Origin of the sequence: Flavobacterium branchiophilum NBRC 15030 = ATCC 35035 (assembly GCF_002217205.1) — a bacterium.
Lineage (GTDB): Bacteria > Bacteroidota > Bacteroidia > Flavobacteriales > Flavobacteriaceae > Flavobacterium > Flavobacterium branchiophilum.
Window position 1 is genome coordinate 20,977 of the sequence record NZ_MUGT01000055.1, and the last position, 24,493, is coordinate 45,469.

24 protein-coding genes are annotated in these 24,493 nt (G+C 31.6%); 10 read left to right on the forward strand and 14 right to left on the reverse strand.

Annotated elements, in window-relative coordinates; translation table 11 throughout:
- Positions 1 to 432: 432 nt before the first annotated feature.
- Together B0A58_RS07835 and B0A58_RS07840 are read left to right on the forward strand one after the other, a co-directional pair.
- A complete protein-coding gene (locus B0A58_RS07835; protein ID WP_089080601.1) occupies positions 433 to 2,340 on the forward strand; it encodes a DUF294 nucleotidyltransferase-like domain-containing protein in 1,908 nt (635 codons plus the stop codon).
- 2 nt (positions 2,341 to 2,342) lie between these two features.
- Positions 2,343 to 2,906 carry a 3'-5' exonuclease family protein gene (locus tag B0A58_RS07840; protein ID WP_089080602.1) on the forward strand — a complete coding sequence of 188 codons (564 nt, stop codon included), beginning with the start codon at positions 2,343 to 2,345 and terminating at the stop codon, positions 2,904 to 2,906.
- On the opposite strand, the gene B0A58_RS07845 is transcribed toward B0A58_RS07840, so the two are convergent.
- From B0A58_RS07845 to ruvX, 9 genes are all read right to left on the reverse strand, one after another.
- A complete protein-coding gene (locus tag B0A58_RS07845) occupies positions 2,903 to 3,808 on the reverse strand; it encodes a Ppx/GppA phosphatase family protein (protein WP_089080603.1) in 906 nt (301 codons plus the stop codon). The genes B0A58_RS07840 and B0A58_RS07845 overlap by 4 nt on opposite strands.
- Positions 3,805 to 5,901, reverse strand: a complete 2,097-nt coding sequence (gene ppk1, locus B0A58_RS07850; protein WP_014084143.1) for a polyphosphate kinase 1 — start codon at positions 5,899 to 5,901, stop codon at positions 3,805 to 3,807. The genes B0A58_RS07845 and ppk1 overlap by 4 nt, the downstream gene beginning before the upstream one ends.
- Positions 5,898 to 6,383, reverse strand: a complete 486-nt coding sequence (locus B0A58_RS07855) for a SixA phosphatase family protein (protein WP_089080604.1) — start codon at positions 6,381 to 6,383, stop codon at positions 5,898 to 5,900. The genes ppk1 and B0A58_RS07855 overlap by 4 nt, the downstream gene beginning before the upstream one ends.
- A gap of 85 nt (positions 6,384 to 6,468) precedes the next feature.
- Positions 6,469 to 7,113 carry a pyridoxamine 5'-phosphate oxidase gene (gene pdxH, locus B0A58_RS07860; RefSeq protein ID WP_014084141.1) on the reverse strand — a complete coding sequence of 215 codons (645 nt, stop codon included), beginning with the start codon at positions 7,111 to 7,113 and terminating at the stop codon, positions 6,469 to 6,471.
- Between the two features lie 13 nt (positions 7,114 to 7,126).
- Positions 7,127 to 7,900: a nucleoside triphosphate pyrophosphohydrolase gene (gene mazG / locus B0A58_RS07865; RefSeq protein ID WP_089080635.1), complete on the reverse strand. Its 774-nt coding sequence runs from the start codon at positions 7,898 to 7,900 to the stop codon at positions 7,127 to 7,129.
- Between the two features lie 93 nt (positions 7,901 to 7,993).
- Positions 7,994 to 8,419, reverse strand: coding sequence for a DUF5606 family protein (locus tag B0A58_RS07870; protein ID WP_089080605.1), 426 nt, complete (start codon positions 8,417 to 8,419; stop codon positions 7,994 to 7,996).
- Positions 8,420 to 8,467: 48 nt separating this feature from the next.
- A complete protein-coding gene (def, locus tag B0A58_RS07875; RefSeq protein WP_014084138.1) occupies positions 8,468 to 9,055 on the reverse strand; it encodes a peptide deformylase in 588 nt (195 codons plus the stop codon).
- 84 nt (positions 9,056 to 9,139) lie between these two features.
- Entirely contained in the window at positions 9,140 to 10,639 is a 1,500-nt protein-coding gene (locus tag B0A58_RS07880) for a malate:quinone oxidoreductase (RefSeq protein WP_089080606.1), read from the reverse strand.
- Between the two features lie 131 nt (positions 10,640 to 10,770).
- The gene (gene ruvX / locus B0A58_RS07885; protein WP_089080636.1) at positions 10,771 to 11,181 is read right to left on the reverse strand and encodes a Holliday junction resolvase RuvX; all 411 of its coding nucleotides are present in this window, start codon (positions 11,179 to 11,181) and stop codon (positions 10,771 to 10,773) included.
- Positions 11,182 to 11,325: 144 nt separating this feature from the next.
- On the opposite strand from ruvX, the gene aroB reads away from it, so the two are divergent.
- From aroB to B0A58_RS07910, 4 genes are all read left to right on the forward strand, one after another.
- Positions 11,326 to 12,396, forward strand: coding sequence for a 3-dehydroquinate synthase (gene aroB / locus B0A58_RS07890; RefSeq protein ID WP_089080637.1), 1,071 nt, complete (start codon positions 11,326 to 11,328; stop codon positions 12,394 to 12,396).
- Positions 12,397 to 12,687: 291 nt separating this feature from the next.
- Positions 12,688 to 14,082: a type III PLP-dependent enzyme domain-containing protein gene (locus B0A58_RS07900; protein WP_014084134.1), complete on the forward strand. Its 1,395-nt coding sequence runs from the start codon at positions 12,688 to 12,690 to the stop codon at positions 14,080 to 14,082.
- A gap of 47 nt (positions 14,083 to 14,129) precedes the next feature.
- A complete protein-coding gene (locus B0A58_RS07905; protein ID WP_014084133.1) occupies positions 14,130 to 15,101 on the forward strand; it encodes a deoxyhypusine synthase family protein in 972 nt (323 codons plus the stop codon).
- 63 nt (positions 15,102 to 15,164) lie between these two features.
- Positions 15,165 to 15,569 (forward strand): DNA primase, encoded by a 405-nt coding sequence (locus B0A58_RS07910; RefSeq protein ID WP_089080607.1) that lies wholly within the window; start codon positions 15,165 to 15,167, stop codon positions 15,567 to 15,569.
- Positions 15,570 to 15,610: 41 nt separating this feature from the next.
- On the opposite strand, the gene B0A58_RS07915 is transcribed toward B0A58_RS07910, so the two are convergent.
- Positions 15,611 to 15,988, reverse strand: a complete 378-nt coding sequence (locus B0A58_RS07915) for a PH domain-containing protein (protein ID WP_014084131.1) — start codon at positions 15,986 to 15,988, stop codon at positions 15,611 to 15,613.
- A 94-nt stretch (positions 15,989 to 16,082) separates the two neighbouring features.
- Between B0A58_RS07915 and B0A58_RS07920 the strand changes: the two genes are divergently transcribed.
- On the forward strand, positions 16,083 to 17,618 hold the full coding sequence (locus tag B0A58_RS07920) for a YifB family Mg chelatase-like AAA ATPase (protein ID WP_089080608.1): 1,536 nt from the start codon (positions 16,083 to 16,085) through the stop codon (positions 17,616 to 17,618).
- 108 nt (positions 17,619 to 17,726) lie between these two features.
- Here the strand turns inward: B0A58_RS07920 and ung are convergent, their stop codons facing one another.
- Entirely contained in the window at positions 17,727 to 18,398 is a 672-nt protein-coding gene (ung, locus tag B0A58_RS07925; protein ID WP_089080609.1) for a uracil-DNA glycosylase, read from the reverse strand.
- Between the two features lie 313 nt (positions 18,399 to 18,711).
- Here ung and B0A58_RS07930 point away from each other — a divergent pair, with 313 nt between their 5' ends.
- The 3 genes from B0A58_RS07930 to B0A58_RS07940 all read left to right on the forward strand — a co-directional run bounded on the left by B0A58_RS07930 (position 18,712) and on the right by B0A58_RS07940 (position 20,582).
- Positions 18,712 to 19,311, forward strand: a complete 600-nt coding sequence (locus B0A58_RS07930; protein WP_089080610.1) for a hypothetical protein — start codon at positions 18,712 to 18,714, stop codon at positions 19,309 to 19,311.
- A gap of 2 nt (positions 19,312 to 19,313) precedes the next feature.
- Positions 19,314 to 19,610, forward strand: a complete 297-nt coding sequence (locus B0A58_RS07935; protein ID WP_014084127.1) for a winged helix-turn-helix domain-containing protein — start codon at positions 19,314 to 19,316, stop codon at positions 19,608 to 19,610.
- 246 nt (positions 19,611 to 19,856) lie between these two features.
- Positions 19,857 to 20,582 carry a LytR/AlgR family response regulator transcription factor gene (locus B0A58_RS07940; protein ID WP_089080611.1) on the forward strand — a complete coding sequence of 242 codons (726 nt, stop codon included), beginning with the start codon at positions 19,857 to 19,859 and terminating at the stop codon, positions 20,580 to 20,582.
- On the opposite strand, the gene priA is transcribed toward B0A58_RS07940, so the two are convergent.
- The 3 genes from priA to B0A58_RS07955 all read right to left on the reverse strand — a co-directional run bounded on the left by priA (position 20,551) and on the right by B0A58_RS07955 (position 24,484).
- Positions 20,551 to 23,001, reverse strand: a complete 2,451-nt coding sequence (gene priA / locus B0A58_RS07945; RefSeq protein ID WP_089080612.1) for a replication restart helicase PriA — start codon at positions 22,999 to 23,001, stop codon at positions 20,551 to 20,553. The two genes, B0A58_RS07940 and priA, sit on opposite strands and share 32 nt — an antisense overlap.
- A 16-nt stretch (positions 23,002 to 23,017) precedes the next feature.
- Positions 23,018 to 23,443, reverse strand: coding sequence for a DUF2147 domain-containing protein (locus B0A58_RS07950; RefSeq protein ID WP_089080613.1), 426 nt, complete (start codon positions 23,441 to 23,443; stop codon positions 23,018 to 23,020).
- 114 nt (positions 23,444 to 23,557) lie between these two features.
- Positions 23,558 to 24,484 carry a YihY/virulence factor BrkB family protein gene (locus tag B0A58_RS07955; RefSeq protein WP_089080614.1) on the reverse strand — a complete coding sequence of 309 codons (927 nt, stop codon included), beginning with the start codon at positions 24,482 to 24,484 and terminating at the stop codon, positions 23,558 to 23,560.
- Between the last annotated feature and the right edge of the window lie 9 nt (positions 24,485 to 24,493).

Below are 24,493 nucleotides of genomic sequence, written 5' to 3' on the forward strand. Positions count from 1 at the left end.
AATTGAAGCTATTAAAACGGAATAATGATTATTATTGTTGTATTTGATACTCCTTTTTTAAAGCCTTTAATCCAAAAATATGTTGAGGTTTAACTATTGATATTGTTTGAAATTTTGATAAATAATTACTTGTTGCAACTGTTTTTTAAAAGAAGTTTATTATTACAAATAAAGTGGCTTTTTTGCAGACGCTGCGTTAGGGATAGTAGTGGAAATCCTTTTTTGGGGCAGGGCTTTTTTTTGGCCCTGCCCCAAAAAAGATTGCAACGGATAGCCCGGCCCCTTGTGGGAACGCCCAAAAAAGGTTTGTGGTTTTGTAGTGAAGTTTTTTTTTGATATTATTCATCAAGTAAATTGTGTGTAGGGTTGTGGTTTGAAATTGTTTGCACCGTTCAAAGTATTTTGCTACATTTGCCATAAAATAATGCACCAATGAACAATCCCGTAGCAGATAAAATAGCAGATTTTTTATCGGATTTTAAACCATTTAACTTATTGAGCCACAGCGATTTGTTGTTGGTGTCCAGAGAAGTGAAAATATTGTACAAAGATAAGGGCAAAACGTTGTTTCAGGTAAACGATGCGTTGCACGATTGTTTTTATGTGATTTATTCGGGAAGTGTCAAATTGACGGTGTTTGCAGATGCCGAGGAAACGTTGTTGAACAAGTGTCAGAGGGGGGATATTTTTGGGTTGAGGCCTTTTTTTGCAAAAAACAACTACATGATGACGGCCACGGCCCGAGAAGATGCTATGGTGTATGCGATTCCGTTGGCGGTTTTTAAACCACTATTGGCTTCAAACACAGAGGTTTTGGATTATTTATTGGAAAGTTTTGCCTCGGTGTCTAGTACGTCCAAAGATAGTAAAAACACGATTTCGGATGCCATTTCGATGACAGAAAATGGGTCGGAAATTCAGTATTTTCAGGCATTAAACTATTCCAAAACAACCTTGCAGGTGGTAGTAGAGCAAACGATACATCAGGTGGCACAGTTGATTAGTGAAAAAAATACTGATTATTCGCTTGTAATAGAAAATAATTTACCAATTGGTATTGTAACCGATGAAGATTTTCGGTCGAAAGTTGCAACAGGCCGCTACCCTATTTTGTCCTCAATAGACAAAATCATGTCGTCGCCCGTGATAACGGTTACCGAAAACATTTCGTTGACAGAGGCTCAATTGTTGATGCTCAAAAACAGTGTTACCCACTTGTGTGTAACAGAAGATGGGAGCGACAAGTCGGTGGTAAAGGGAATTATTACACAAAATGATTTAATTGTAGCACATTCTAACAATCCTGGGGTTTTGTTGAAAGAAATAAAGAAGGCAAAAAGTACTAAAGAATTGAAAAATATTCAGGAAAAATTGTATGAATTGATACAAACTTCTATTTCAAAAAACATACCTATACAAAGTATTGCCATGATAGTGGGCGAAATATTTTTTGCGTTAAATAAAAGGGTTATTGAGCTGGCTATTATGGAGTTGGGGACTCCTCCAACTACTTTTGCATGGTTTAGTATGGGCAGTCAGGCTCGAAAAGAACAAATTTTGCAAACAGATCAGGATAGTTTTTTGGTGTTTGATGATGTTGCGGCCGATATGTACCGCAATGTGAAAGATTATTTTTTGAAATTGTCAAAAAAAGTAACCACAACGCTCGAAAAAATAGGGTATCCAATGTGTGCCAATGGTCATGTGGCCAGCAATTATATTTGGTGTAAGTCGTTGAGCGACTGGACTAAACAGTTTAACAATTGGATAAATACTCCAGGAGAAAACACAGACGATGTATGTAGTGTTTTTTTTGATTTTGAATTGATTTATGGCGAAGTAAAAATAGAAGAAACCTTACAGAATATTGTGTTTAAAGAACGAAAATCCAATCATTTGTTTTATGATTATTTAGGTAACGAAGCCATAAAAAAACCAGCCCCCTTGAATTTTTTCAAAAAATTTAATTTGGAAGAAGAAGGTGCCGAAAAAGGGAAATTTGATATCAAAACCCGAGGGCTACTGCCGCTGGTAGATGCGGCAAGGTTGTTTGTATTGAGTCAAAACATCAAAGGCAATGGTCATACCTACTTTAGGTTCAAGCAGTTAGCACATTTGAATCCGCAGCATCAAGCATTATTTTTGAATTGTGCCGAGGCCTTTATCACGCTTTCTAAATTTAGAATTTTGGATGGATTGAAAAATGATAGCCAGGGGCAGTATATAGATTTAGAAGAATTTTCAAAGTTGGATAAAGAAAAATTAAAAAATGCTTTATTGAGTTTGAAAGATTTAGAAGAAATCATCAAAGAACAATTTCAACTAACCCATTTTTCGTAATTATGCTAGACTGGCTCATCAATATCGGAAGCAATTATCCAGATTTTTGGAAAACATATACAGAAAAATTTCAAACCAAATCCAAACAGTTTGTTGTTTTGAGTATAGAAACCTCGGGTTTGAATCCAACAGAGGATTACATCATGTCTGTTGGGGCTATTGTTATCAACCAAAATGAAATTTTAGTACGGCAGGTTTTTGATTTTAATTTGAATGAATTTTCATACAATTTAGAAGAGCAATTGAATGCAAAAGAACAAGAACTTATCATCAATTTTATTGATTTTATAGGTAATGCTACACTTATAGGTCATAGAATTCATTTTGATATTGCTATATTAAATGAATATCTCAAAAAAATGCAATGCGGCCGACTGAAAAATGAGGCATTGGATGTAGAAGTGATGTATAAAAAATGGAAAGATACTAATGAAAAAACTTTTACAGTAGAAGAATTATTACAAGAATTTAAGATAGAAAAAAGCGAAAGAAATACGGCTTCGGAGGACGCATTGTCTCTCGCTGTGTTGTTTTTGAAATTAAAATCAAAACTGAATATGCCTTAGATTTTGCCATAATACATGGCTTTCACAATGCCGTCTGAAAGTCCAATTTTGGGAACATAAATGTTTTGTGCTTTGCTCCATTTCATGGCATTCAAATACAATTTCATGGCAGGAATGATAACGTCTGCTCTATCAGGATTGAGGCCCAACTCAGCAATACGTTGTTCATAAGTCAAATTGTTGAGTATTGTAAATTGAGCATTTAAGTAAATATATGTTAAAGGTTTTTCTTGTGATTTACCAGACATTTTAAATAATTTGTTAATATTTCCACCAGAACCTATCAAGGAAATACTATCATAACCAGATGTATTGTTTACAATCCATTTTTCAATTTCTTTCCAAACGATGTCGCTTACCACTTCGTTGAGCAATCGAACCGTACCCGCTTTAAAGGATTTAGAAGCAATAATTTTGCCGTCGGAAAACAACGAAAACTCTGTACTACCACCACCAACATCTACATACAAATATGTTTTTTCTGTTTTTAATAAGAAATGCAAATCGGTTGATGCGATGATGGCCGCCTCTTTTTTGCCATCAATGATGTCGATGTCGATTTCGGCTTCTTTTTTGATAATGTCCACAACCTCTTTGCCATTATAAGCCTCTCTCATGGCCGAAGTGGCACAGGCCAAATAACTTTCTACCTTATGAACTTTCATCAACAATTTAAAAGCTTTCATGGCATCGACCATTCTTTCAATATTTTCGGAAGTTATTTCTCCTACCGTAAAGGCATCCTGACCTAAACGAATAGGTACCCTAACCAACGAACTTTTGTTAAACTGGGTTTGTTTGCCTTTGTATTCGATAATATTAGTAATGAGCAACCGCATGGCATTAGAACCGATATCTATTGCGGCATACTTTTTTATTTTTATATGTTCTGTTGTACTCATTTAATTTTTTTTTGATAAAATCTATAAGATTCTAATTGAGCCCTAAATACAGGTTCGTTGTCTTTTCTTATACGGTATTTATTATCTAAATTTTCAGAATGAAGCCTTACTTTTACATTTCCTTTCCAACCCAAATCAAAACTATCAATCAAATCCTGTTTGATTTTGGGGTCGTATATTGGGCAAGTAACTTCGACCCTACCATCTAAATTTCGGGCCATAAAATCGGCCGACGAAATAAATACATCAGGTTTTCCGCCGTTTCCAAAAATAAATAACCGTGTGTGTTCCAAGTAGTTATCTACTATACTAATGGCTTCAATATTGTCGCTCAAGCCTTTTTTGCCAGGAATCAAAGAGCAAATTCCTCTTACAATTAACTGAATTTTGACCCCTGCCCTACTGGCTTCATACAATTTGTCTATCATTTGAAAATCTGACAAACTATTCATTTTTAGTTTTATAAAAGTAGGAATACCGGCAAGTGCTAATTTGATTTCTTTATCTATCAATTTAACCAATTTTGAGCGGGTATAATGTGGTGAAACTATTAAGTGTTGGTAGCGGTGTATTCTAAAATTTACTTCAAAAAAATCGAAAACTTTTGAAATATCTTTAAGAATTTGCTGATGACTTGTTAATAATGTAACGTCGGTATAAACTTTTGCCGTTGATTCATTAAAATTGCCAGTAGATACAAAACCATATCGTTTTAATTTGCCTTCTTCTATTCTATCAATCACACAAATTTTGCTATGTACTTTAAGCCCTTTTACCCCAAAAATCAATTCAATACCTTCAGTTTGCATTTGTTCTGCATAAGAAATATTGCTGGCCTCGTCAAAACGGGCTTGTAATTCAATTTGAACCACTACTTTTTTGCCGTTTTTGGCAGCATTGATTAAAGAACTAATAATTTGAGAATTTTTAGACAATCGATATAAAGTAATCTTGATACTTGTTACTTGAGGGTCTAGAGCAGCTTCTCGTAAAAATTTAATAATATAAGAAAATGTTTGATAAGGTGCGTTTACAAGATAATCTTTTTCTCCTATTTTTTTCATTATATTTTCGTCCAAACTCAATCCAGGTACTAATAATGGTGGATTCGTTTTATACAATAAATCCTTACGACCCAAGTCGGGAAAATCCATATAATCTCTTCTGTTGTGGTACCTCCCCCCCGGAATGATACTATCCGAAGCATCTATTCCCATTTTTTTTAGGAAAAACTTTAAGGTATCTTTTTCAATAGATTGGTCATATATAAACCGAACGGGCTCCCCTATTCTTCTTTCTTTGACACTAGTAGCAATTTTTTCGAGCATGCTTTTACTCAAATCGCTATCTATTTCCAATTGAGCATCACGAGTAATTTTGATCATGTGTGCCGACACTTGTTCGTAGTCAAAAATATTAAAGATGCTTTGAAGATGCAGCCTAATCACATCGTCAATCATGATAATATATTGCTTTTCATGAATAGAAGGCAATACCACAAAACGATTAATGGATTTTGGTATTTCAATTACAGCATATCTGATTTCGGGTTTTAACAAAGGCAAATTTAAAAGTTTAGATTTTACTTTGCTTTTCATGGTTAATTTTACAGCCAAATAGCCAAAAGTATCTTTTAGCAGCGGAAATTCTGCCAAATCATTTAAAATAATAGTTACTAAAGCAGGAGCCACTTTTTGAACAAAAAAATCTTTAATATAGGTTTTATGTTCGTCTAAAATTTCACTTTCGTTAATAATAAAAATGTTTTGTTCTTCTAATTTTTTTTCGATAATACCCAAAATTCTCAAGCTTTCAGACTGTTGTTTGATGGCTATTTCGGTAATATCTTTAATCAATTGTTTTGCAGTAATGGTACCAATCATTTTGTTTTGCGACGCTTTATTAAGCGTCAATCTTCGAATGGCTGCAAATCGAACTCTAAAAAATTCATCTAAATTATTTGAAAAAATGCCCAAAAATCTCAATCTATCCAGCAAAGGGACGTTTTCGTCTGAGGCTTCTTGAAGTACTCGGGCATTAAAATTGAGCCAGCTTTTTTCTCTGTCTATGTAACTATTTTGTTCTAAATTCATTTTAAATCTTTTGGAAACAGTATTTTTTGTATGGTTCCTTGAGAAATATTTTCCCAAGAATTGGCATTAAAATTAATAGAAACCACTCCTGATGTGGGAACATTTTCTATAAATTTATCGCCAAATTTATTAACAAAATTGGTAATAGCCCCATTATGTCCAAAAATTATCAAATTCTTAACATCGTCTTTACAAGATTTGACAATATCTTCGAGTTGTTTTTCGTCAAACGTATATAAATCCTCTATATAATTAACTGATTCTAAGGGGAATAATAATGAGTTTGAAAAAATTTTTACAGTTTGAGTGGCTCTAGTTGCTGGACTACTCCACACCGTAAATTTATCGGGCAAAAATTGGCAAATGGTATGGGCAATTTTTTGTGCATCAATGATGCCTCGTACCATAATTGGTCGCATTTTGTCATACATGGGAGTTTCCCAACTAGACTTTGCATGTCTAATAAGTGTTAAATTTTTCATATTATAAAATGGTTAAATTTGGGACTATAAATATAATCATTTTTTTTAATAAAAAATTATTTTTTTGTTTTTTTTTACATCAATTTTAAGGCGATAATCGATCAATTTTCCAAGAAAAATCTTCCTTTAATTGGAATCTAATCCGATCATGTAACCTATTGGGTCTGCCTTGCCAAAATTCGACTTCAACTGGAGACACTATATATCCGCCCCAAAAATCAGGTCTTTGTATTGTATTTTCTTTATAATTTTCTTCTAATTGCTTTAATTTATTTTCTAAAAATGTTCTGTTCTCAATAATTTCGCTTTGATTTGATGCCAAAGCTCCTAATTGACTTCCAAGGGGTCTCGAGGCAAAATAATTGTCTGATATGTTATCGGCTACTTTTGAAGCTATACCTTTTATGATAACTTGCCTTTCCATCGAATGCCAAAAAAAAGATAAACAAACCTTTGGATTGTTGGCCATGGCCCTCCCTTTTTCGGACTCGTAGTTTGTAAAAAAGACAAAACCATTTTCGTCAAATTTTTTCAATAAAACCACTCTCGATTTTGGGTAGCCATCTAGTCCAAATGTAGAAACCGTCATGGCATTTACCTCTTCTGTACCACCAAATGCTTCCATTTCATGAAACCATCTGTTGAATAAATTAATAGGATCTTCTGTTAGTTGATGCTCTAATAATTCAGATTTTTCGTAAGATTTTCTATAATCATGTAAATCTTTCATAATTTTTTAAATATTAAATATTTTTAGCTTCGTTCCAATACATTTCCATTTCGTTCAAAGATAAATCTGCTATACTTTTTTGACTTTCAATTGCTTTTTGTTCAATATACTGAAATCGTTTAATGAATTTTTTATTGGTTTTTTCGAGGGCATCTTCGGGATTTATTTTCAAAAAACGAGCGTAATTGATTAATGAAAACAATACATCACCAAATTCCTCTTCTATCTTGTTGTGATTTTGATGTTCGATTTCTATTTTCAATTCTTGTATTTCTTCTTCTACTTTTTCCCATACTTGTTGGCTATTTTCCCAATCAAAACCAATACTTTTAGCTTTATCCTGAATGCGACTTGCTTTTACTAGTGCAGGCAAGCTTTTGGGTACTCCTTCTAATACAGATTTTTTTCCTTCTTTTAGTTTGAGTTTTTCCCAATTTTGTTTTACATCATCTTCATTTGATACTTTAGTATTGCCATAAATATGCGGGTGTCTAAAAATCAATTTCTCACAAATTTCATGACATACCGCTCCAATATCAAAACTATTGGTTTCGCTGCCTATTTTGGCATAAAATACAATATGCAATAATAAATCGCCTAATTCTTTTTTTATTTCTGTAAGGTTTTGATCTAAAATTGCATCTCCCAATTCATAAGTTTCTTCAATTGTTAGGTGCCGTAAACTTTCAAATGTTTGCTTCTTGTCCCACGGGCATTGGGCTCGTAAATCGTCCATAATGTGCAGCAAACGCTCAAAAGCTTTCAATTGATTGTCTTTATTTTCCATTTTTTGAAATTTACTAATGATTGATATTAAAAAATCCTGTTCAATCATGAATACAATTGAACAGGACTTTTATTGGAATAAATAATACAAATATTATGCAGTTATTTCTTCAGATTTTTCAGTTTCAACAGTTGGACTGGCTTCAATATAACCTTTGTTTTGCAAAATGTTGTACCAGTTTAAAACCTTTTTTATATCGGAAATATACACTCTATCTTGATCATAATCAGGAAATACTTCTAAAAAGTAAGCGGTTAAATCTTCTTGACCCGCTTTGTGTGAAATTGCTTCGCCATTATTTTCTTTAGCTGCAATATTTTCAAAAACAGTTCTCAATGGTTTTTCTCCTTCATAAGAATACATGGAAATTTCAGACAATAAACTGACATTACTTTTTAGATTTACTGTAATTTTTTTTCCATCTATCAAAGATTCTACTAAAAATCCTGTACGAGTTTGTACTTTTAATACATACAAACCTGGTTTTCCAGAGATAGCTAATATTTTTTCTAAATTCATAAAATGTTTGATTAATTTTAAATTAATTGATATTTATTATTATTCGTTTTATTTACCTTTTTTATTACAAAACCTCATTCGATAATCAGGTCTGGCCTTGCCATCCATAATATTTTGTAATTTCTTTTTTATCAATTGTTTTTTTAATGTAGATACTAAATCTGTAAATAAAATACCTTCAATATGATCATATTCATGCTGAATAACTCTGGCAATCATACCATCAAAAGTTTCAACTTTAGTTTCAAAATTGTCATCTAAAAACTCAATTGTAATCTTTTCTTTGCGATATACATCTTCTCTCACATCTGGAATACTCAAACAGCCTTCATTAAATCCCCATTCTTCGCCTTCTTCTTTTAGCATTTTGGCATTTATAAATGTTTGTTTGAAGTCTTTTAATTTGATTTTTTCTTCGTCTGAAAGGTTTTCACTGTCGCTAAAAGGCTCTGTATCAACAACAAACAAACGAATGGGTAATCCAATTTGTGGTGCTGCTAACCCAATTCCATAAGCATTATACATGGTATCATACATATTTGCAATGAGTTCTTTTAGATTTGGATAGTCTTCTGAAATATTTTCACAAACTTTTCTAAGTACAACATCGCCATATCCTACAATTGGTAGTATCATATTTTAAAATTATTATGCTGATTTTGGTTTTAAAACGGCAAAAGTAATCAAAATTATATCAATTTTTTATTTTTTTATTTCAAATTAATCATTTAATTTCAAAACTTGATTGGTTTTAGCCCGTAAGGTGGCTAATAATTCTGGATTTTCGTTTAATAATTTTCCAAAAGAAGGAATCATTTCGGTTAATTTTGCAGTCCAAGATTCGCTTTGCATTTTGTCTGCAAAACATTTATTCAATACATCAATCATAATCGAAACAGCTGTTGAAGCTCCAGGAGATGCACCTAATAACGCTGCAAGTGTACCATCGGAACTTGAAATAATTTCTGTACCAAATTCAAGAACCCCTCCTTCTTTCTCATCTTTTTTAATCACCTGCACTCTTTGTCCTGCTTGTAATAACTCCCAATCTTCTGATTTTGCTTCTGGGAAATACTCTCGTAAAGCTGCAATTCTGTCGTCTTGCGATTGCATCACTTGTTGAATTAAATATTTAGTAAGTGGCACATTTTTAAATCCAGCAGATAACATGGGCAACATATTATTGATTTCGATAGATTTAATTAAATCCATATACGAACCATTTTTCAAAAATTTAGTAGAAAACCCAGCAAAAGGGCCAAATAACAATTCTTTTTTGCCATTGATTATCCTAGAATCTAAATGAGGTACAGACATTGGAGGTGCCCCAACGCTGGCTTTACCATATACTTTTACAGCGTGATTTTGTATGATGTCTGGGTTGTTGCATTTTAGCCATTGTCCACTTACAGGAAACCCTCCGTATCCCTCACCTTCTTTGATATTGGCATTTTCTAATAGCAACAACGACCCACCACCGGCTCCAATAAACACAAAATTTGCAAAGGCTTTAATTCGTATATTGTTTTGAGTATCTTTAATTTTAAGTCGCCAAACTTTGGTATCTCTTTGTTTTAATTTTCGTACTTTATGGTTATAAAATATGTGAACTCCTTCTTGTTTTTGCAAAAATTCAAAAATCGATTCTGATAATTTACCAAAATTAACATCTGTACCATATTTCATAAAAGTTGCTGCCAATGTTTCTTTTGAATCTCGACCATTCATTACAAGTGGCATCCAAGCTAGTAATTGTTCAAATGATTCGCTGTATAACATTTCTGAAAAAAGAGCGTTTTCTTTTAATAATTGAAATCTTTTTCGCAAAAAATCAACATTTTCTTCACCCCAAACAAAACTCAAGTGGGGTGTTTTTTTGATAAATTGTTCTGGATTTTGAATGATATTATTTTCTACTAAATAACTCCAAAATTGTCGAGTTACTTCAAAATTTTCAGCAATATTTAAGGCTTTTTTTATATCAACATCACCATTTTCTTTTTGTGGAGTGTAGTTTAATTCACAAAAAGCAGCATGACCTGTCCCTGCATTATTCCAGGCATCTGTACTTTCTAATGCTGGCTGGTCTAAGCTTTCAAAGATACTAATTTTAATACTGGGATCTAATAATTTTAAAAAAATACCTAAAGTTGCACTCATAATTCCTGTTCCCACAAGAATTACATCCGAATTAATTCGGTTAATATGATTTGATGACATAATAGTGTTGTGTGTGTTATTTTCTGGTGCAAAGATACTATGTTATTTTTTTATTTTAATACAAATTTTGAGGTAAATTTATCTTTTATGAAAATTGTTTGCAACGAATTTGCCAAAACACTAATAATAATTTATTTTGAAGCCAAAAAATCTTGTAGCAGTATGGTAGCGGCAATTTCGTCTATTAAAGCTTTATTTTTGCGTTGGTTTTTTTTCAAACCACTGTCAATCATGGTTTTAAAAGCCATTTTTGACGTAAATCTTTCATCTATTCTTACTACCTCAATATTAGGGAAAATGTTTTTAAAATGAGTTACAAAACCATTAATAATAGCAGCACTTTCAGACGGTAAACCATTCATTTGTTTGGGATCGCCAATGACAAGCGTTTTTACATTTTCTGTCTGAAAATATTGAGTCAAAAACGACATTAATTCATGGGTAGGCACTGTAGTTAAACCCGAGGCAATGAGTTGATAGTCATCGGTAACTGCAATTCCTGTTCGTTTTAGACCATAATCTAAAGCTAAAATTCTTGACATATACATTTGATTTTGGTGTAAAAGTATGGATTTTTTAACAAAAATTAAAATTTTATAAACTGCAAAAAAAAATCTTTTTTTTAAATAAAAATGCTTTATTTTGCACAACGAAAACAACAATTATATTCAAATAATACAACAACTATGCAAGCTATATTGGCCAATGGGTATCAAGTTTTTTTTAATGAATCTGGATACGAAGCACTTCATCAACATTTAAATCAAAAGAAATATTCTACTATTTTTATTATTGTTGATACCAATACAAACGAACATTGTTTGGATGTTTTTTTGCCCCATTTGGAAACCCATTTAAAAATTGAAATCATAGAATTTGAAAATGGTGAGATACATAAAAACCTTGATACATGTATAGAATTATGGAAAATACTTACGGATTACGGTGCCGATCGTAAAAGTTTGATCATCAATTTAGGAGGAGGTGTTGTTACAGATTTGGGTGGTTTTGTGGCATCTACTTTCAAAAGAGGTATTGATTTTATTAATATTCCTACTTCACTACTTGCCATGGTAGATGCTTCTGTTGGAGGTAAAACAGGTGTTGATTTGGGTAACTTGAAAAATCAAATTGGTGTAATAAATACTCCAGTAATGGTAATTATCGACAGTAATTATTTAGGTACTTTGCCTCAAAATGAATTTAGATCTGGATTGGCAGAAATGTTGAAACATGGTTTGATATATGATGAACAATATTGGAATTTGTTCAAAGACATTGCACAATCAGCAAAAATTGATTCAATAGATACTTTAATTTATCAATCGGTTGTAATAAAAAACGAAATTGTTACCGAAGATCCTCGTGAAAATGGCATACGAAAAGCTTTGAATTTTGGACATACATTAGGACATGCCATAGAAAGTTATTTTTTAGAAAATCCAAATAAAACAACCTTATTGCATGGCGAGGCTATAGCAGCAGGCATGATTTTGGAAAGTTATATTGCTTGGCAAAAAAACTTGATTTCTCAAGCTGCATTTGAGGAAATAAAAACGACAATTAAATTGATTTTTGATGATATAATATTTGAACCAAATGATTTAGAACCTATCAAAGATTTGTTGATTCATGACAAAAAAAATGAATATGGTACGATTCAATTTGCATTAATACAAAATATTGGTTCCATCATATTGAATCAAGAAGTTGAAAATCAATTGATTGAAGCAGCATTTGAAAATTATAAATCTTAATTTTTTTTTTTGTAAAGCCTTGTTATTAGGTAAATTAATTTTTTACATTTGCATTGATGAAAAAGAACACCAAAAACATAAACTTAAAGCTGCACATAGACAATTTTAAATGTCGGTGTGTAGAATTGTTTTTAAATTTTTCAGATTTAAAATCCATTGATGCCTTGTTTTTAGCGTTTCATTTTTATATTTATGGGGAAAAATTACCCATAAAATATGAAAATTTAAGAGTTTGAAAATGAATTATTTTATTAAAATAAGTAATTAATTTTCAAAATCAAGTAAAACTAAATGAACACAAAATATATCGATTTAATCAATCAAACTTATTATTTTCCACAAGAAGAATTCACATTAAATAAAGACAATTTATTGTTTCACAATATCGATTTGATGAAATTGGTAGAAAAATATGGAACTCCTTTAAAATTTACTTATTTGCCACAAATTTCAAAAAACATAAGCAAAGCAAAAGGCTGGTTTAGAAGTGCAATGGAAAAAAACAAATACGAGGGAAAGTATTATTATTGTTATTGTACAAAAAGTTCTCATTTTGAGTACATTATGAACGAAGCTTTTAAGAATAATATTCATATAGAAACATCATCTGCATTTGATATTAATATTGTTGAGAATTTATTGACAAATGGTAAAATAAACAAAAGTACTTATGTCATTTGTAACGGATTTAAACGTGATTTGTATATAGAAAATATTGCTCGTTTGATCAATAACGGTCATAAAAATACGATACCTATTATAGATAATTATGAGGAGTTGGACTTATTGCAAGCAACTATTAAAGGTAAATTTAAAATAGGCATCAGAATTGCTGCCGAGGAAGAGCCAAAATTTGAATTTTATACCTCCAGATTAGGTATAGGTTATAAAAATATTGTTCAGTTTTATAAAAAACAAATCCAAGAGAATAAAAATTTGGAACTCAAAATGTTGCACTTTTTTATCAATACTGGTATAAATGATAATGCTTATTATTGGAACGAGTTGGTAAAATGTATTAAGGTGTATATTGCTTTAAAACGGGAATGTCCAACATTAGACGGGTTGAATATTGGTGGGGGATTTCCTATAAAAAATTCATTAGCATTTGAATATGACTATCAGTACATGATTGATGAAATCATCAACCAAATCAAAATTGCTTGTGATGAAGCAGAAGTGGATGTTCCGAATATATTTACAGAATTTGGTTCATTTACAGTAGGAGAAAGTGGCGGTGCTATTTATCAGATTTTATATCAAAAACAACAAAACGATAGAGAAAAATGGAATATGATAGATTCCTCATTTATCACTACGCTCCCAGATACTTGGGCAATCAACAAAAGGTTTATCATGTTGGCCATCAATAGATGGAATGATAATTATGAAAGGGTTTTATTGGGCGGATTGACCTGTGATAGCGACGATTATTACAATTCTGAACAAAATATGAATGCCATTTATTTGCCTCGATATAATAAAGAAAAACCCTTGTATATAGGATTTTTCAATACGGGAGCCTATCAAGAAACGATTGGGGGCTATGGTGGATTGCACCATTGCTTGATTCCGCAACCCAAACATGTATTGATAGATAGAGACGAAAATGGCATTTTGGCTACTGAAATATTTTCTGATCAACAAACATCCGACGAAGTTTTGAAAATATTAGGATATAAATAAATATTTGCATAAAAATACATTAACGATACATATAAAGTAAGATAAAGATGAGTAAAGGGCCAATAAGTCAGTTTATAGAGAAACACTATTTACATTTTAATTCCGCATCGTTGGTAGATGCTGCAAAAGCGTATGAACAACAATTAGCCAATGGTGCTAAAATGATGGTAACAATGGCAGGAGCTATGAGTACTGCTGAAATAGGAAAAATATTTGCAGAGTTTATTCGTCAAGATAAAGTGCAAATTATTTCATGTACAGGAGCCAATTTGGAAGAAGATATCATGAATTTGGTAGCCCACTCCCATTATGAACGAGTGCCACATTATAGAGATTTGACCCCACAAGAGGAATGGGATTTATTAGAAAGAGGATTAAATAGAGTTACAGATACTTGTATTCCAGAGCATGAAGCTTTTAGAAGGTTGCAAAAACACATTTATAAAATTTGGAAAGATGCAGATGATAAAGGCGAACGCTATTTTCCGCATGAGTTTATGTATAAAATGTTGCTTTCGGGTGTTTTAGAAGAATATTATGAAATTGACTTGAAAGACAGTTGGATGTATGCAGCTGCAGAAAAGAATTTGCCAATTATTGTACCTGGATGGGAAGACAGTACGATGGGAAATATTTTTGCTTCGTATGTAATCAAAGGCGATTTGAAAGCATCTACAATGAAATCAGGTATAGAATACATGACTTATTTGGCAGATTGGTATCCAAAAAATAGTGCCAATGGTATTGGATTTTTTCAAATTGGTGGCGGTATAGCGGGTGATTTTCCTATTTGTGTTGTGCCTATGCTTTATCAAGATATGGAAATGCACGACGTACCATTTTGGAGTTATTTCTGTCAAATTTCAGATTCGACAACTAGCTATGGATCCTATTCTGGTGCTGTGCCAAATGAAAAAATTACATGGGGTAAACTAGATATTACTACTCCAAAGTTTATTATTGAATCAGATGCTACGATTGTTGCCCCATTGATTTTTGCCTATTTATTAGATATGTAAAAAATAACTTTTAATATTCAAAAAAAAACATACCATTTCTAAAAAACAAATATTGATTACATTATGAAAAGAGTTATTGTTGATTACGCAAAACTGACCAACGAAATCTTAAATTTACTAGTTGAAAAATTTCCAGACGGATATGACGATTCAGATATTATTCGTTTTAAAAATCATAAAGACGAAACCATTGAAGCAGTTGAAGTTCGTACAGAAGATACCATTTATTTAGTAAAAATTAGTACAAAATTGTCTGAAAGAATCATTAATTTTGATGATGAAGATGATATTGTAGTACCATTAGAAGCAATTAAAGGAATTGAAATGGATGAAGAAATGGAGATGGAGGACGATGAAGAGGAAGAAGAGGATTTAGATAAACCTGAATTTGATGATGACGATGACGATGATGACGATAATGACGATGAAGAACCTTTGGATGACGACGAAGACGACGACGAGGAATAAATAAATTTTATAAAAAAAGGGAACTGAATAAGTTCCCTTTTTTATTTTAAAATGTGTTGAGACAATACACGGTAAACGGCATTGATATTTTCGTTGTTTTTTCCAAATTGTTTGACAACCGGCATGTCGTTTCCTTTGATCCAAATTTTTAATTCGGCATCTAAATCTAAAATTCCTGCACTTTCTTTTGAAAATTTGATGATACTGCTGTATGGAATCGAAATATAATTGGCCTTTGTACTTGTAAGTTCTTTTTCTACTAAAATAATTCTTTTGTTAGTAAAAATAAACATATCTTTAATTAATTTAAAAGCTTTTTCAATTTTTTCAGTATCAATTAATATAGGCTCAAACTCTTTATTAATTTTTTCGATATCAACCTCTGAAGCATTACCTAAAATAGCATTAAAAATTCCCATATTTTTTTTGAATTAAAATTATTATTTTCAAAATTAATTTATTTTATTTGTTATTAGAAAAAAAAATCACTTTTTTAATAAAAAATTTTGTAAAATGCTTATAAAAGTTTTTGGTAGTGCCGTTTTTGGGGTAGAAGCTACAACAATTACAGTAGAAGTAAACATGGATAAAGGTATTGGCTATCATTTAGTAGGCCTGCCAGATAATGCCATAAAAGAAAGTAGTTTTAGAATAGCAGCCGCATTGAAAAACAATGGTTTTGCCATGCCAGGAAAAAAAATTACGATTAATATGGCACCTGCCGACTTAAGAAAAGAAGGATCTGCTTATGATTTGACACTTGCAATAGGAATATTAGCAGGATCACAACAAATAAAGTCAGATTGTGTAGGACAATACATTATCATGGGCGAGTTATCGTTAGACGGCAGTTTGCAACCCATAAAAGGGGCTTTGCCAATTGCAATAAAGGCAAGAGAAGAAGGATTTAAAGGATTTTTTCTTCCAAAACAAAATGTAAAAGAAGCTGCTATTGTAGATGATTTGGAGGTTTATGGGGTTGAAAACTTACAAGAAGTTATTGATTTTTTTGAAGGAAAACCAACTATAAGTCCTACTAAAATTGATACAAGGGCAGAATTTTATAAAACATTAGACTTTCCTGAACACGATTTTAGCGATGTAAAAGGACAGGAAAGCATCAAAAGATGCATGGAAATTGCAGCGGCTGGAGGTCATAATATCATATTGATTGGACCTCCAGGATCTGGTAAAACAATGATAGCCAAACGACTACCGAGTATTTTACCTCCCATGACACTAAGAGAAGCCCTTGAAACTACAAAAATTCATAGTGTAGCTGGTAAGTTGAAAGAAATTGGGTTGATGAACCAAAGACCATTTAGAAGTCCGCACCATACGATTTCAAACGTGGCATTGGTTGGCGGTGGGAGTTATCCACAGCCAGGAGAAATTTCGATGGCCCATAATGGTGTTTTGTTTTTAGATGAATTGCCAGAATTTAAACGAGATGTACTCGAAGTGATGAGGCAACCCCTTGAGGATAGAGAGGTTACAATATCGAGAGCCAAGTTTACCGTTACATACCCCTCTTCTTTTATGCTTGTTGCAAGTATGAATCCGAGTCCGAGTGGTTTTTTTAATGACCCCAACTCACCAAACAGTGCTTCGCCACATGAAATGCAAAGGTATATGAGCAAAATATCGGGCCCATTATTGGATAGGATAGACATTCATATAGAAGTAACCCCTGTACCATTTGAAAAATTATCTGACAATAGAAAAGCAGAAAGTAGTAGTGTGATTAGAGAAAGGGTAACAAAAGCAAGAGAAATTCAGAGCAAAAGGTTTTTAGAATTGCCTGCCATCAACTATAATGCCCAAATGAATACCAAACAAATCAGACAATATTGTGAACTGAACGATACCTCGTTACAACTGTTGAAAACTGCAATGGAGCGTTTAAATCTTTCGGCAAGGGCCTATGACAGGATTTTGAAAGTATCGAGAACCATAGCCGATTTGGACCAATCAGAACAAATTAGTCCTTCGCATATAGCAGAGGCCATACAATATAGGAGCTTGGACAGAGAGGGTTGGTTGGGGTAAATATACCCAATTAAACCCTTTACCTATATTTATATAAAAATAATATTATTGTATAAATATAAATTTTTTATAACGAATAACTGAAATATTTATTGATTAAATTGATTATTACAAATGCCATTGGATGGTTGGAATGTTTTTAGCGTTTAAAAATTCATTGGTTTTGCTAAAATGTTTATGACCAAACCAGCGTCCTTTATTGGCACTTAGTGGCGATGGATGACCCGCTGATAAAACAAAATGCTTTGAATGGTCTATCAAAATACTTTTTTTTTGAGCAAATGAACCCCAAAGTAGAAAAACAATATCTTTTTTTTGTTCAGAAATGAGTTGGATTACCTGGTCGGTAAATGTTTGCCATTTTAATTTTTTATGAGAATTTGGTTTGTCTTTTTGAACAGTAAGTGTGGCATTTAATAACAGCACCCCTTGTTTTGCCCATGGTTCTAAATTACCCGAAGTAGGAAATAAAATCGATTGGTAATCATTTGCTAATTCTCTGAAAATATTTTTGAGAGATGGCGGTATTTTTATGCCATCGTTTACAGAAAAGCACAAACCGTTGGCTTCGCCAGCCCCATGATAAGGGTCTTGACCAATAATTACTACTTTAATGTCATGAAAAGGGCAGGAATTGAACGCTCTAAATATTTGATTTTTAGGAGGATAACATTCATTTAATTGGTAGGCAGTGTCCACGTCTGCGATTAATTTTTTGAAATACTCTTTGTTAATTTCAGTGTATAAAATATCATGCCACGAATGTTCCAATGCAATCATAAATTGTATGTTTTTACAAAAATAATGCTAGATTTTGGATTTTCCTAATAAATTTGTATTGCTACTATTATATAATTTTTTTTTAAACAATAAACTTTTTCTTATATAGTTTGATGTTATTGCATTTTGAAAGTCAGAAGCTGTTTGTAGCCTCGATTGAAGTGAAAATCCTTTAATAGCGGGGTTCGCTATTAAAGATTGTAACGAAAAGCGAGTTGTATAGTGGATTGAAAGGAAAGGGTACTGCTTCAAAAAAAAAAATTTGCTCAAATGAAAATTTTAACTTTACTTTGCTATTCAAAGGACTTTAAAAATGGAAGAAAAATATTTAGAAGATTTAGTTGCAATAAAAAAAATGATGAGTAAATCATCGCAATTTATATCGTTGAGTGGATTGACGGGAGTTTTGGCAGGGGTTTACGCATTAGTTGGAGCTTATTTTGCATATAAAAACATACATGATTATACAATAGATATTATAAATTTGAAATTTAAATTGATTTATATAGGATCATTTGTACTCATATTATCTGTTATTACAGCATTTGTTTTGACATTGATGAAAGCCAAACAACAGGAAGTATCCATTTGGACAGCGACCTCACGTAGGATGTTGTTTCATTTTTTGGTACCTTTATTTTCGGGAGGTTTTTTAGTATTGGTTATGTTAAATTCAGAAAATTATGAATTTATTGCTCCAATAACCTTGATTTTTTATGGACTATCTTGTATTAACGCAAGTAAATACACATTTAGAGATGTATTGTATTTAGGATTGACGATGTTGTTATTAGGATTACTGTCGTCGTTGTTTATAGGATATGGTTTGTTGTTTTGGACTATTGGTTTTGGGTTTTGTCATATTTTGTATGGTTCAATTATGTATGTAAAATATGATTTTAAAAATAAATAAACTTGAAAAATATTATACAAAATATTAATAAAGCCTTTGACCACCGCATTCGATTAGGAATTATGTCGGTTTTGATGGTAAATGAATCTTCGGATTTTAGTAGTTTGAAAGAATTATTAGGCGTAACCGATGGTAACCTGTCTAGTCATATCAAGGCATTGGAAGCTGAAGAGTATATTATTATAGAGAAACAATTCATTGGAAAAAAGCCGAATACCAGTTATCAGGTATCCAAAAAAGGACGATTGGCATTTGAATTACATATTGACGCATTAGAACAGTTGATTCAAAAAAAATAGTTTATTTTGATTCTAAATAAAGGAATTTAAAAAAAAGTAACTGCCATTTTTTTTATAGAAATATAAATTATTAATAAAATATTCAAAATAAAGATCTTTAAATTACGTTATTATTTAGTTAAAAAAATAGAAATAATATTATTTGATAAGCAGCCCCCATTTCTGTTATATATTTTTTTACTTGAGGTTTGTTTAAAAAAATAAATATATGTACTTTTACATTCAAAAAAATACAAAAAATAAAAAATGAAATTATTCTGCGTTGTTGTTGATGATAGCTCTATTCAGAGAATGATTATTACCAGATTAGTAAAAAACCATCCTGATTTGCATTTAGTTGGTGATTTTCCCAATGCAATTGAGGCAAAGAATTGTATTTCTTTGAATAAAATAGATTTAGTTTTTTTAGATATAGAAATGCCTGTAATAAGTGGGTTTGATTTTTTGGATGGATTAAAAAACAAACCTCAAATTGTGTTTATTACTTCAAAACCAGAATATGCAGTAAAGGCATTTGAATATGATGCAACGGATTATTTGCAAAAGCCAATAGAAGTTGAGCGTTTTAATATGGCCGTAAAACGTGTGGTAGAATTGTATAACCTTAAAAATGATACTGCTGCAGAAACGGGAGATCACATATTTATAAAGAGTAATTCAAAAAAATTAAAGATATTTATCAATAAAATTAGATTTATTGAAGCCGATGGTGATTATATTAAAGTGGTTACAGATGATGCTTCGCACTCTGTATTGCGTACGATGAAATCATTTGAAGAAGATTTGCCGATGGATCAATTTTTTAGAATACATAAATCCTATATTGTTAATTTAGACAAAATAGTAAGGTTTGACGGAAAAATTGTTGAAATTGATAATATAGAAATTCCATTAAGCCGTCAGAAAAAAGAAGGATTTGAGGAAGCAATAGAAAATTATATTAATAAAAATCTACAGTTAGAACAATCCTAATGGATTTATAAGGAGCCACATTTTCAAAACTATTTAGAATTTTCTGAATAGTTTTTTTGGTTTGGGCCAATGCACTATTTTGAGGAATTTTTACCAAAATGTTTTTGATGTATTCATTTCTAATTCTGGAAATGGCGGGCTCTTCTGGGCCAAGAATTGGTATATTCAAATTTTGTGTTAATGCCTGAACTAGCCACATGCTGGCATGATTTAGTTTTTCGTAATCACGATGACGTAATGATATTTTTATGAGTTTATAAAATGGCGGATAATGATAGATTTTTCTTTCGTATATTTGTTCGTTGTACATAGAGATATAATCATTTAATACCATTTGTTGAAGCGTATGGTGCAACGGATTATAGGTTTGGACAATGACTTTGCCTTGATTTTCTGAACGACCAGACCTGCCAGCCACTTGTGCCAATAGTTGGTAACTTCGTTCAAGTGCTCTAAAATCGGGATAATACAAAAGATTATCGGCATTCATTACTCCTACTAAACTTACATTATCAAAATCAAGTCCTTTTGCTAACATTTGAGTACCTACTAAAATATCAAACTCTTTGTTTTTGAAACTGTCTATGATTTTTTCAAATCCAAATTTGCCTCTAGTGGTATCCTGATCCATGCGTCCAATTTTTGAAGAAGGATAAAGTTCGACCAATTCTTGTTGGATTTGTTCCGTTCCAAAGCCTTTTGTGTCTAAATGTGGACTTGAACACACATGGCATGTAATAGGTTTTGCAATTGCATAGCCACAATAATGACAACGGAGTTGGTTTTTTGATTTATGATAAGTCAAACTGACATCGCATTGCGAACAACCAGGAATATGTCCACAAGTGATGCACTCCAATATAGGCGAAAATCCACGACGGTTTTGTAATAAAATTACTTGTTGTTGTAATGAAAGTGCTGTATTGATTTCGTCAAGTAATACATCGCTAAAATGGCCTGTCATTTTTTTTCTGTAATACTTGTCTTTCAAATCAACTAGTTCTATATTTGGCATTTTTACATTTCCATATCTTTTAGAGATATGAGTTATGCCATATTTTTGATTTTGTGTATTAAAATAGGTTTCTAAACTTGGTGTAGCCGATCCTAATAATACTTTTGCTTGATGTAAATTTGCTAATACAATAGAGGCATCTCGGGCATGATAGCGAGGTGCAGGATCAATTTGTTTGAAAGTTTGCTCGTGTTCTTCGTCTATAATGATAAAACCTAAATTTTGAAAAGGTAAAAACATCGACGACCTTACACCAATTACAATTTGAGCAGTGTCGGCTTGATTCAAAACTTGATGCCAAACTTCTACACGCTCATTGATATTGAATTTTGAATGATATACCGCTACTTTATTACCAAAATGTTTTCTTAAACGTTGTACTAATTGAGCGGTCAAAGCAATTTCTGGTAATAAATAGAGTACTTGTTTATTATTTAATAAATATTTTTCTATAATTTTTATATATACCTCTGTTTTTCCAGAAGCAGTAACTCCATGCAACAAACAAACATTTTTAGTTTGCAGTTGCAAAAGGATGTCTTGGAACGCTTGTTGTTGGTATTCATTGAGAATCAAGTCTTTACTAGTAGCTTTACCGTCAAATTGTATTCTATTTTCTTGAATATAATATATTTCAAAAATATTTTTCTGAATTAAAGATTTTAAAGTTGTTGTGTTTGAAGCAGCAGCATCTAAAAGTTTTTTTACTGCTAAAGGATTTTTTTCTTTGGCCACCATTTGAAAATAATGCATGACTAAGTTTCGTTGTTTTTCGGATTTTTTTAATTCATTTAATAGTAAATTTAGCCCATTTTCTTCTTGATAAACAGGATTTAATCGAATATATTTTACTAATTTTGGTTTGTAAACTTCTGTTACTTCTTCGTGCAGGAGTATGACTTTTTTTTGTATTAATTTTTGAATTATAGGGAAAACATTTTTACGATTTAAAATTTTAATAATATCACTTATTTTTAAGGCATTTTGTATTTTTAAAGCCTCATATATTAAAAATTCCTCATCATTTAAAGTCTTTTCGTCTATAAAATTAGATGTATCACACTCGATTGTGGTTTCACTTTCTAATAATAATGCCGAGGGCAAAGCAGCTTTGAGTACCTCGCCTATGTTGCACATGTAATAATCTGAAATCCAAAACCAATGTTGAATTTGAATGGGTGTTACTATGGGTTTTTCGTCTAATATTTGATCAATTTCTTTGGCTTGGTATAAAAGGGGTTCGTTTTGATGGATTTTTACAACAATAGCTGTATATAATTTGCTTTTACCAAAAGGCACAACAACACGCATACCAATTTGAATGAAATGAAATTCATGTTCATTAATTTGATAAGTAAATGTTTTTGGTAACGATAAAGCAATGATTATATCAATAAAATACATAAAATCTTATTATAATTTATTTGACTCTTGTCCAAATTTGACTTCTGCCCATTAAGGCAAATCCAATATACCCTCTGATTTTTAATTGGTCTTTATTGATAAGCGAAGCTTTACATTTATATACGTTGCCCGTTTTGGGGTCTGTTATTTTTCCTGAATCATATTCATTATCAGATTTGACTAAATCTTTAATAATAATCAAGCCCAAAACGGGTTTATCTTTATCGGCACAAGTACATAATTTGCAAAGGGCTACACGTTGATCAGGGTTGAAAATATCTATAATTTTGCCATAATAGGCATTACCCACAGCATAAATTTCGACAACGGATTCAGATTTGTTGGTTTTATCGTCGTGTGTTTTCCATTTTCCTACAATTGAATGTTGTGAAAAAGACAAATTGGAAATTAACAAGAAGAAAGTTAAGATAAAATGTTTCATTTTTAGTAAAGTTTAAAGTTATTAGCACGAACTAGCCCCGATAGTAGCGACATCCTTTTCTTTTTTTTCTTTAAAAAAAGAAAAGATATAGCGGATAGCGGGATTAGCTCCAAATTAATCGTATTTTCTTATTTTTTTTAATTTTGAAATAAGCGCATTAAGTTCAAAACCGATGAGCATGATCATACAATTGATCCAAATATAAAACATCATGATAAGTAATGTACCAATAGAGCCATATAATTCATTATATTTTGAAAATTTAACTACCCATATTCCAAAAAAATAGGAAGATACAACAATAAGGCAAGTTGTAAATACAGAACCAATTGAGATAAACGCCCTATTTTGTTCCCTTTTTGTTCCAAACTTGAACATGATGGAAATGGTTAGCAAAATCATAATGATAACAAATATATACCTACCAATTCTAATTAAAGGAATATTATCTGACAAAACATTTTGAATCATTGTTTTTTGGATGAATACTTCAAAAACCACAATGGCTGCAACTGTAAATAACAGTAATATTGACAACAAAAGCGACATGCCCAAAGCAACCATGTATTGTCTTACAAAAGAGCGTTTGATAGTGATGTGTTTGGAATTTTCAAAACCAGCTAAAATAGAGTTTAAACCATTGGCCATCAAGAAAATAGACAAAATAAAACCCGATGATAATAAGCCAGAATGACTATTGTGCAAAATATCATTGATAATGTTTTTGATGGCATCAAAAGTTCTGGGGGGTACCCCTTCTGATACAAATTGTAGGAAATCATCTTGAAATCCATTGATAGGAATATAGGGTATTAAATTTAAAATAAATAAAGCAAATGGAAATAAAGCCATAAAAAAGCTAAAAGCAATAGCGGCAGCTCTGTATGATAAAGCACCTTCAACTAAAGAAATTCCATACAATTCTAACAAATCATATAAAGATAATCCCTCGAGCCATGGTAGTTTGATGGCTTGCAATATAGGAAGTAAATTTCGTATTATTGGAATTTTACGAATATATTTTTCTACTTTGTGGCTCATTTATAAGTT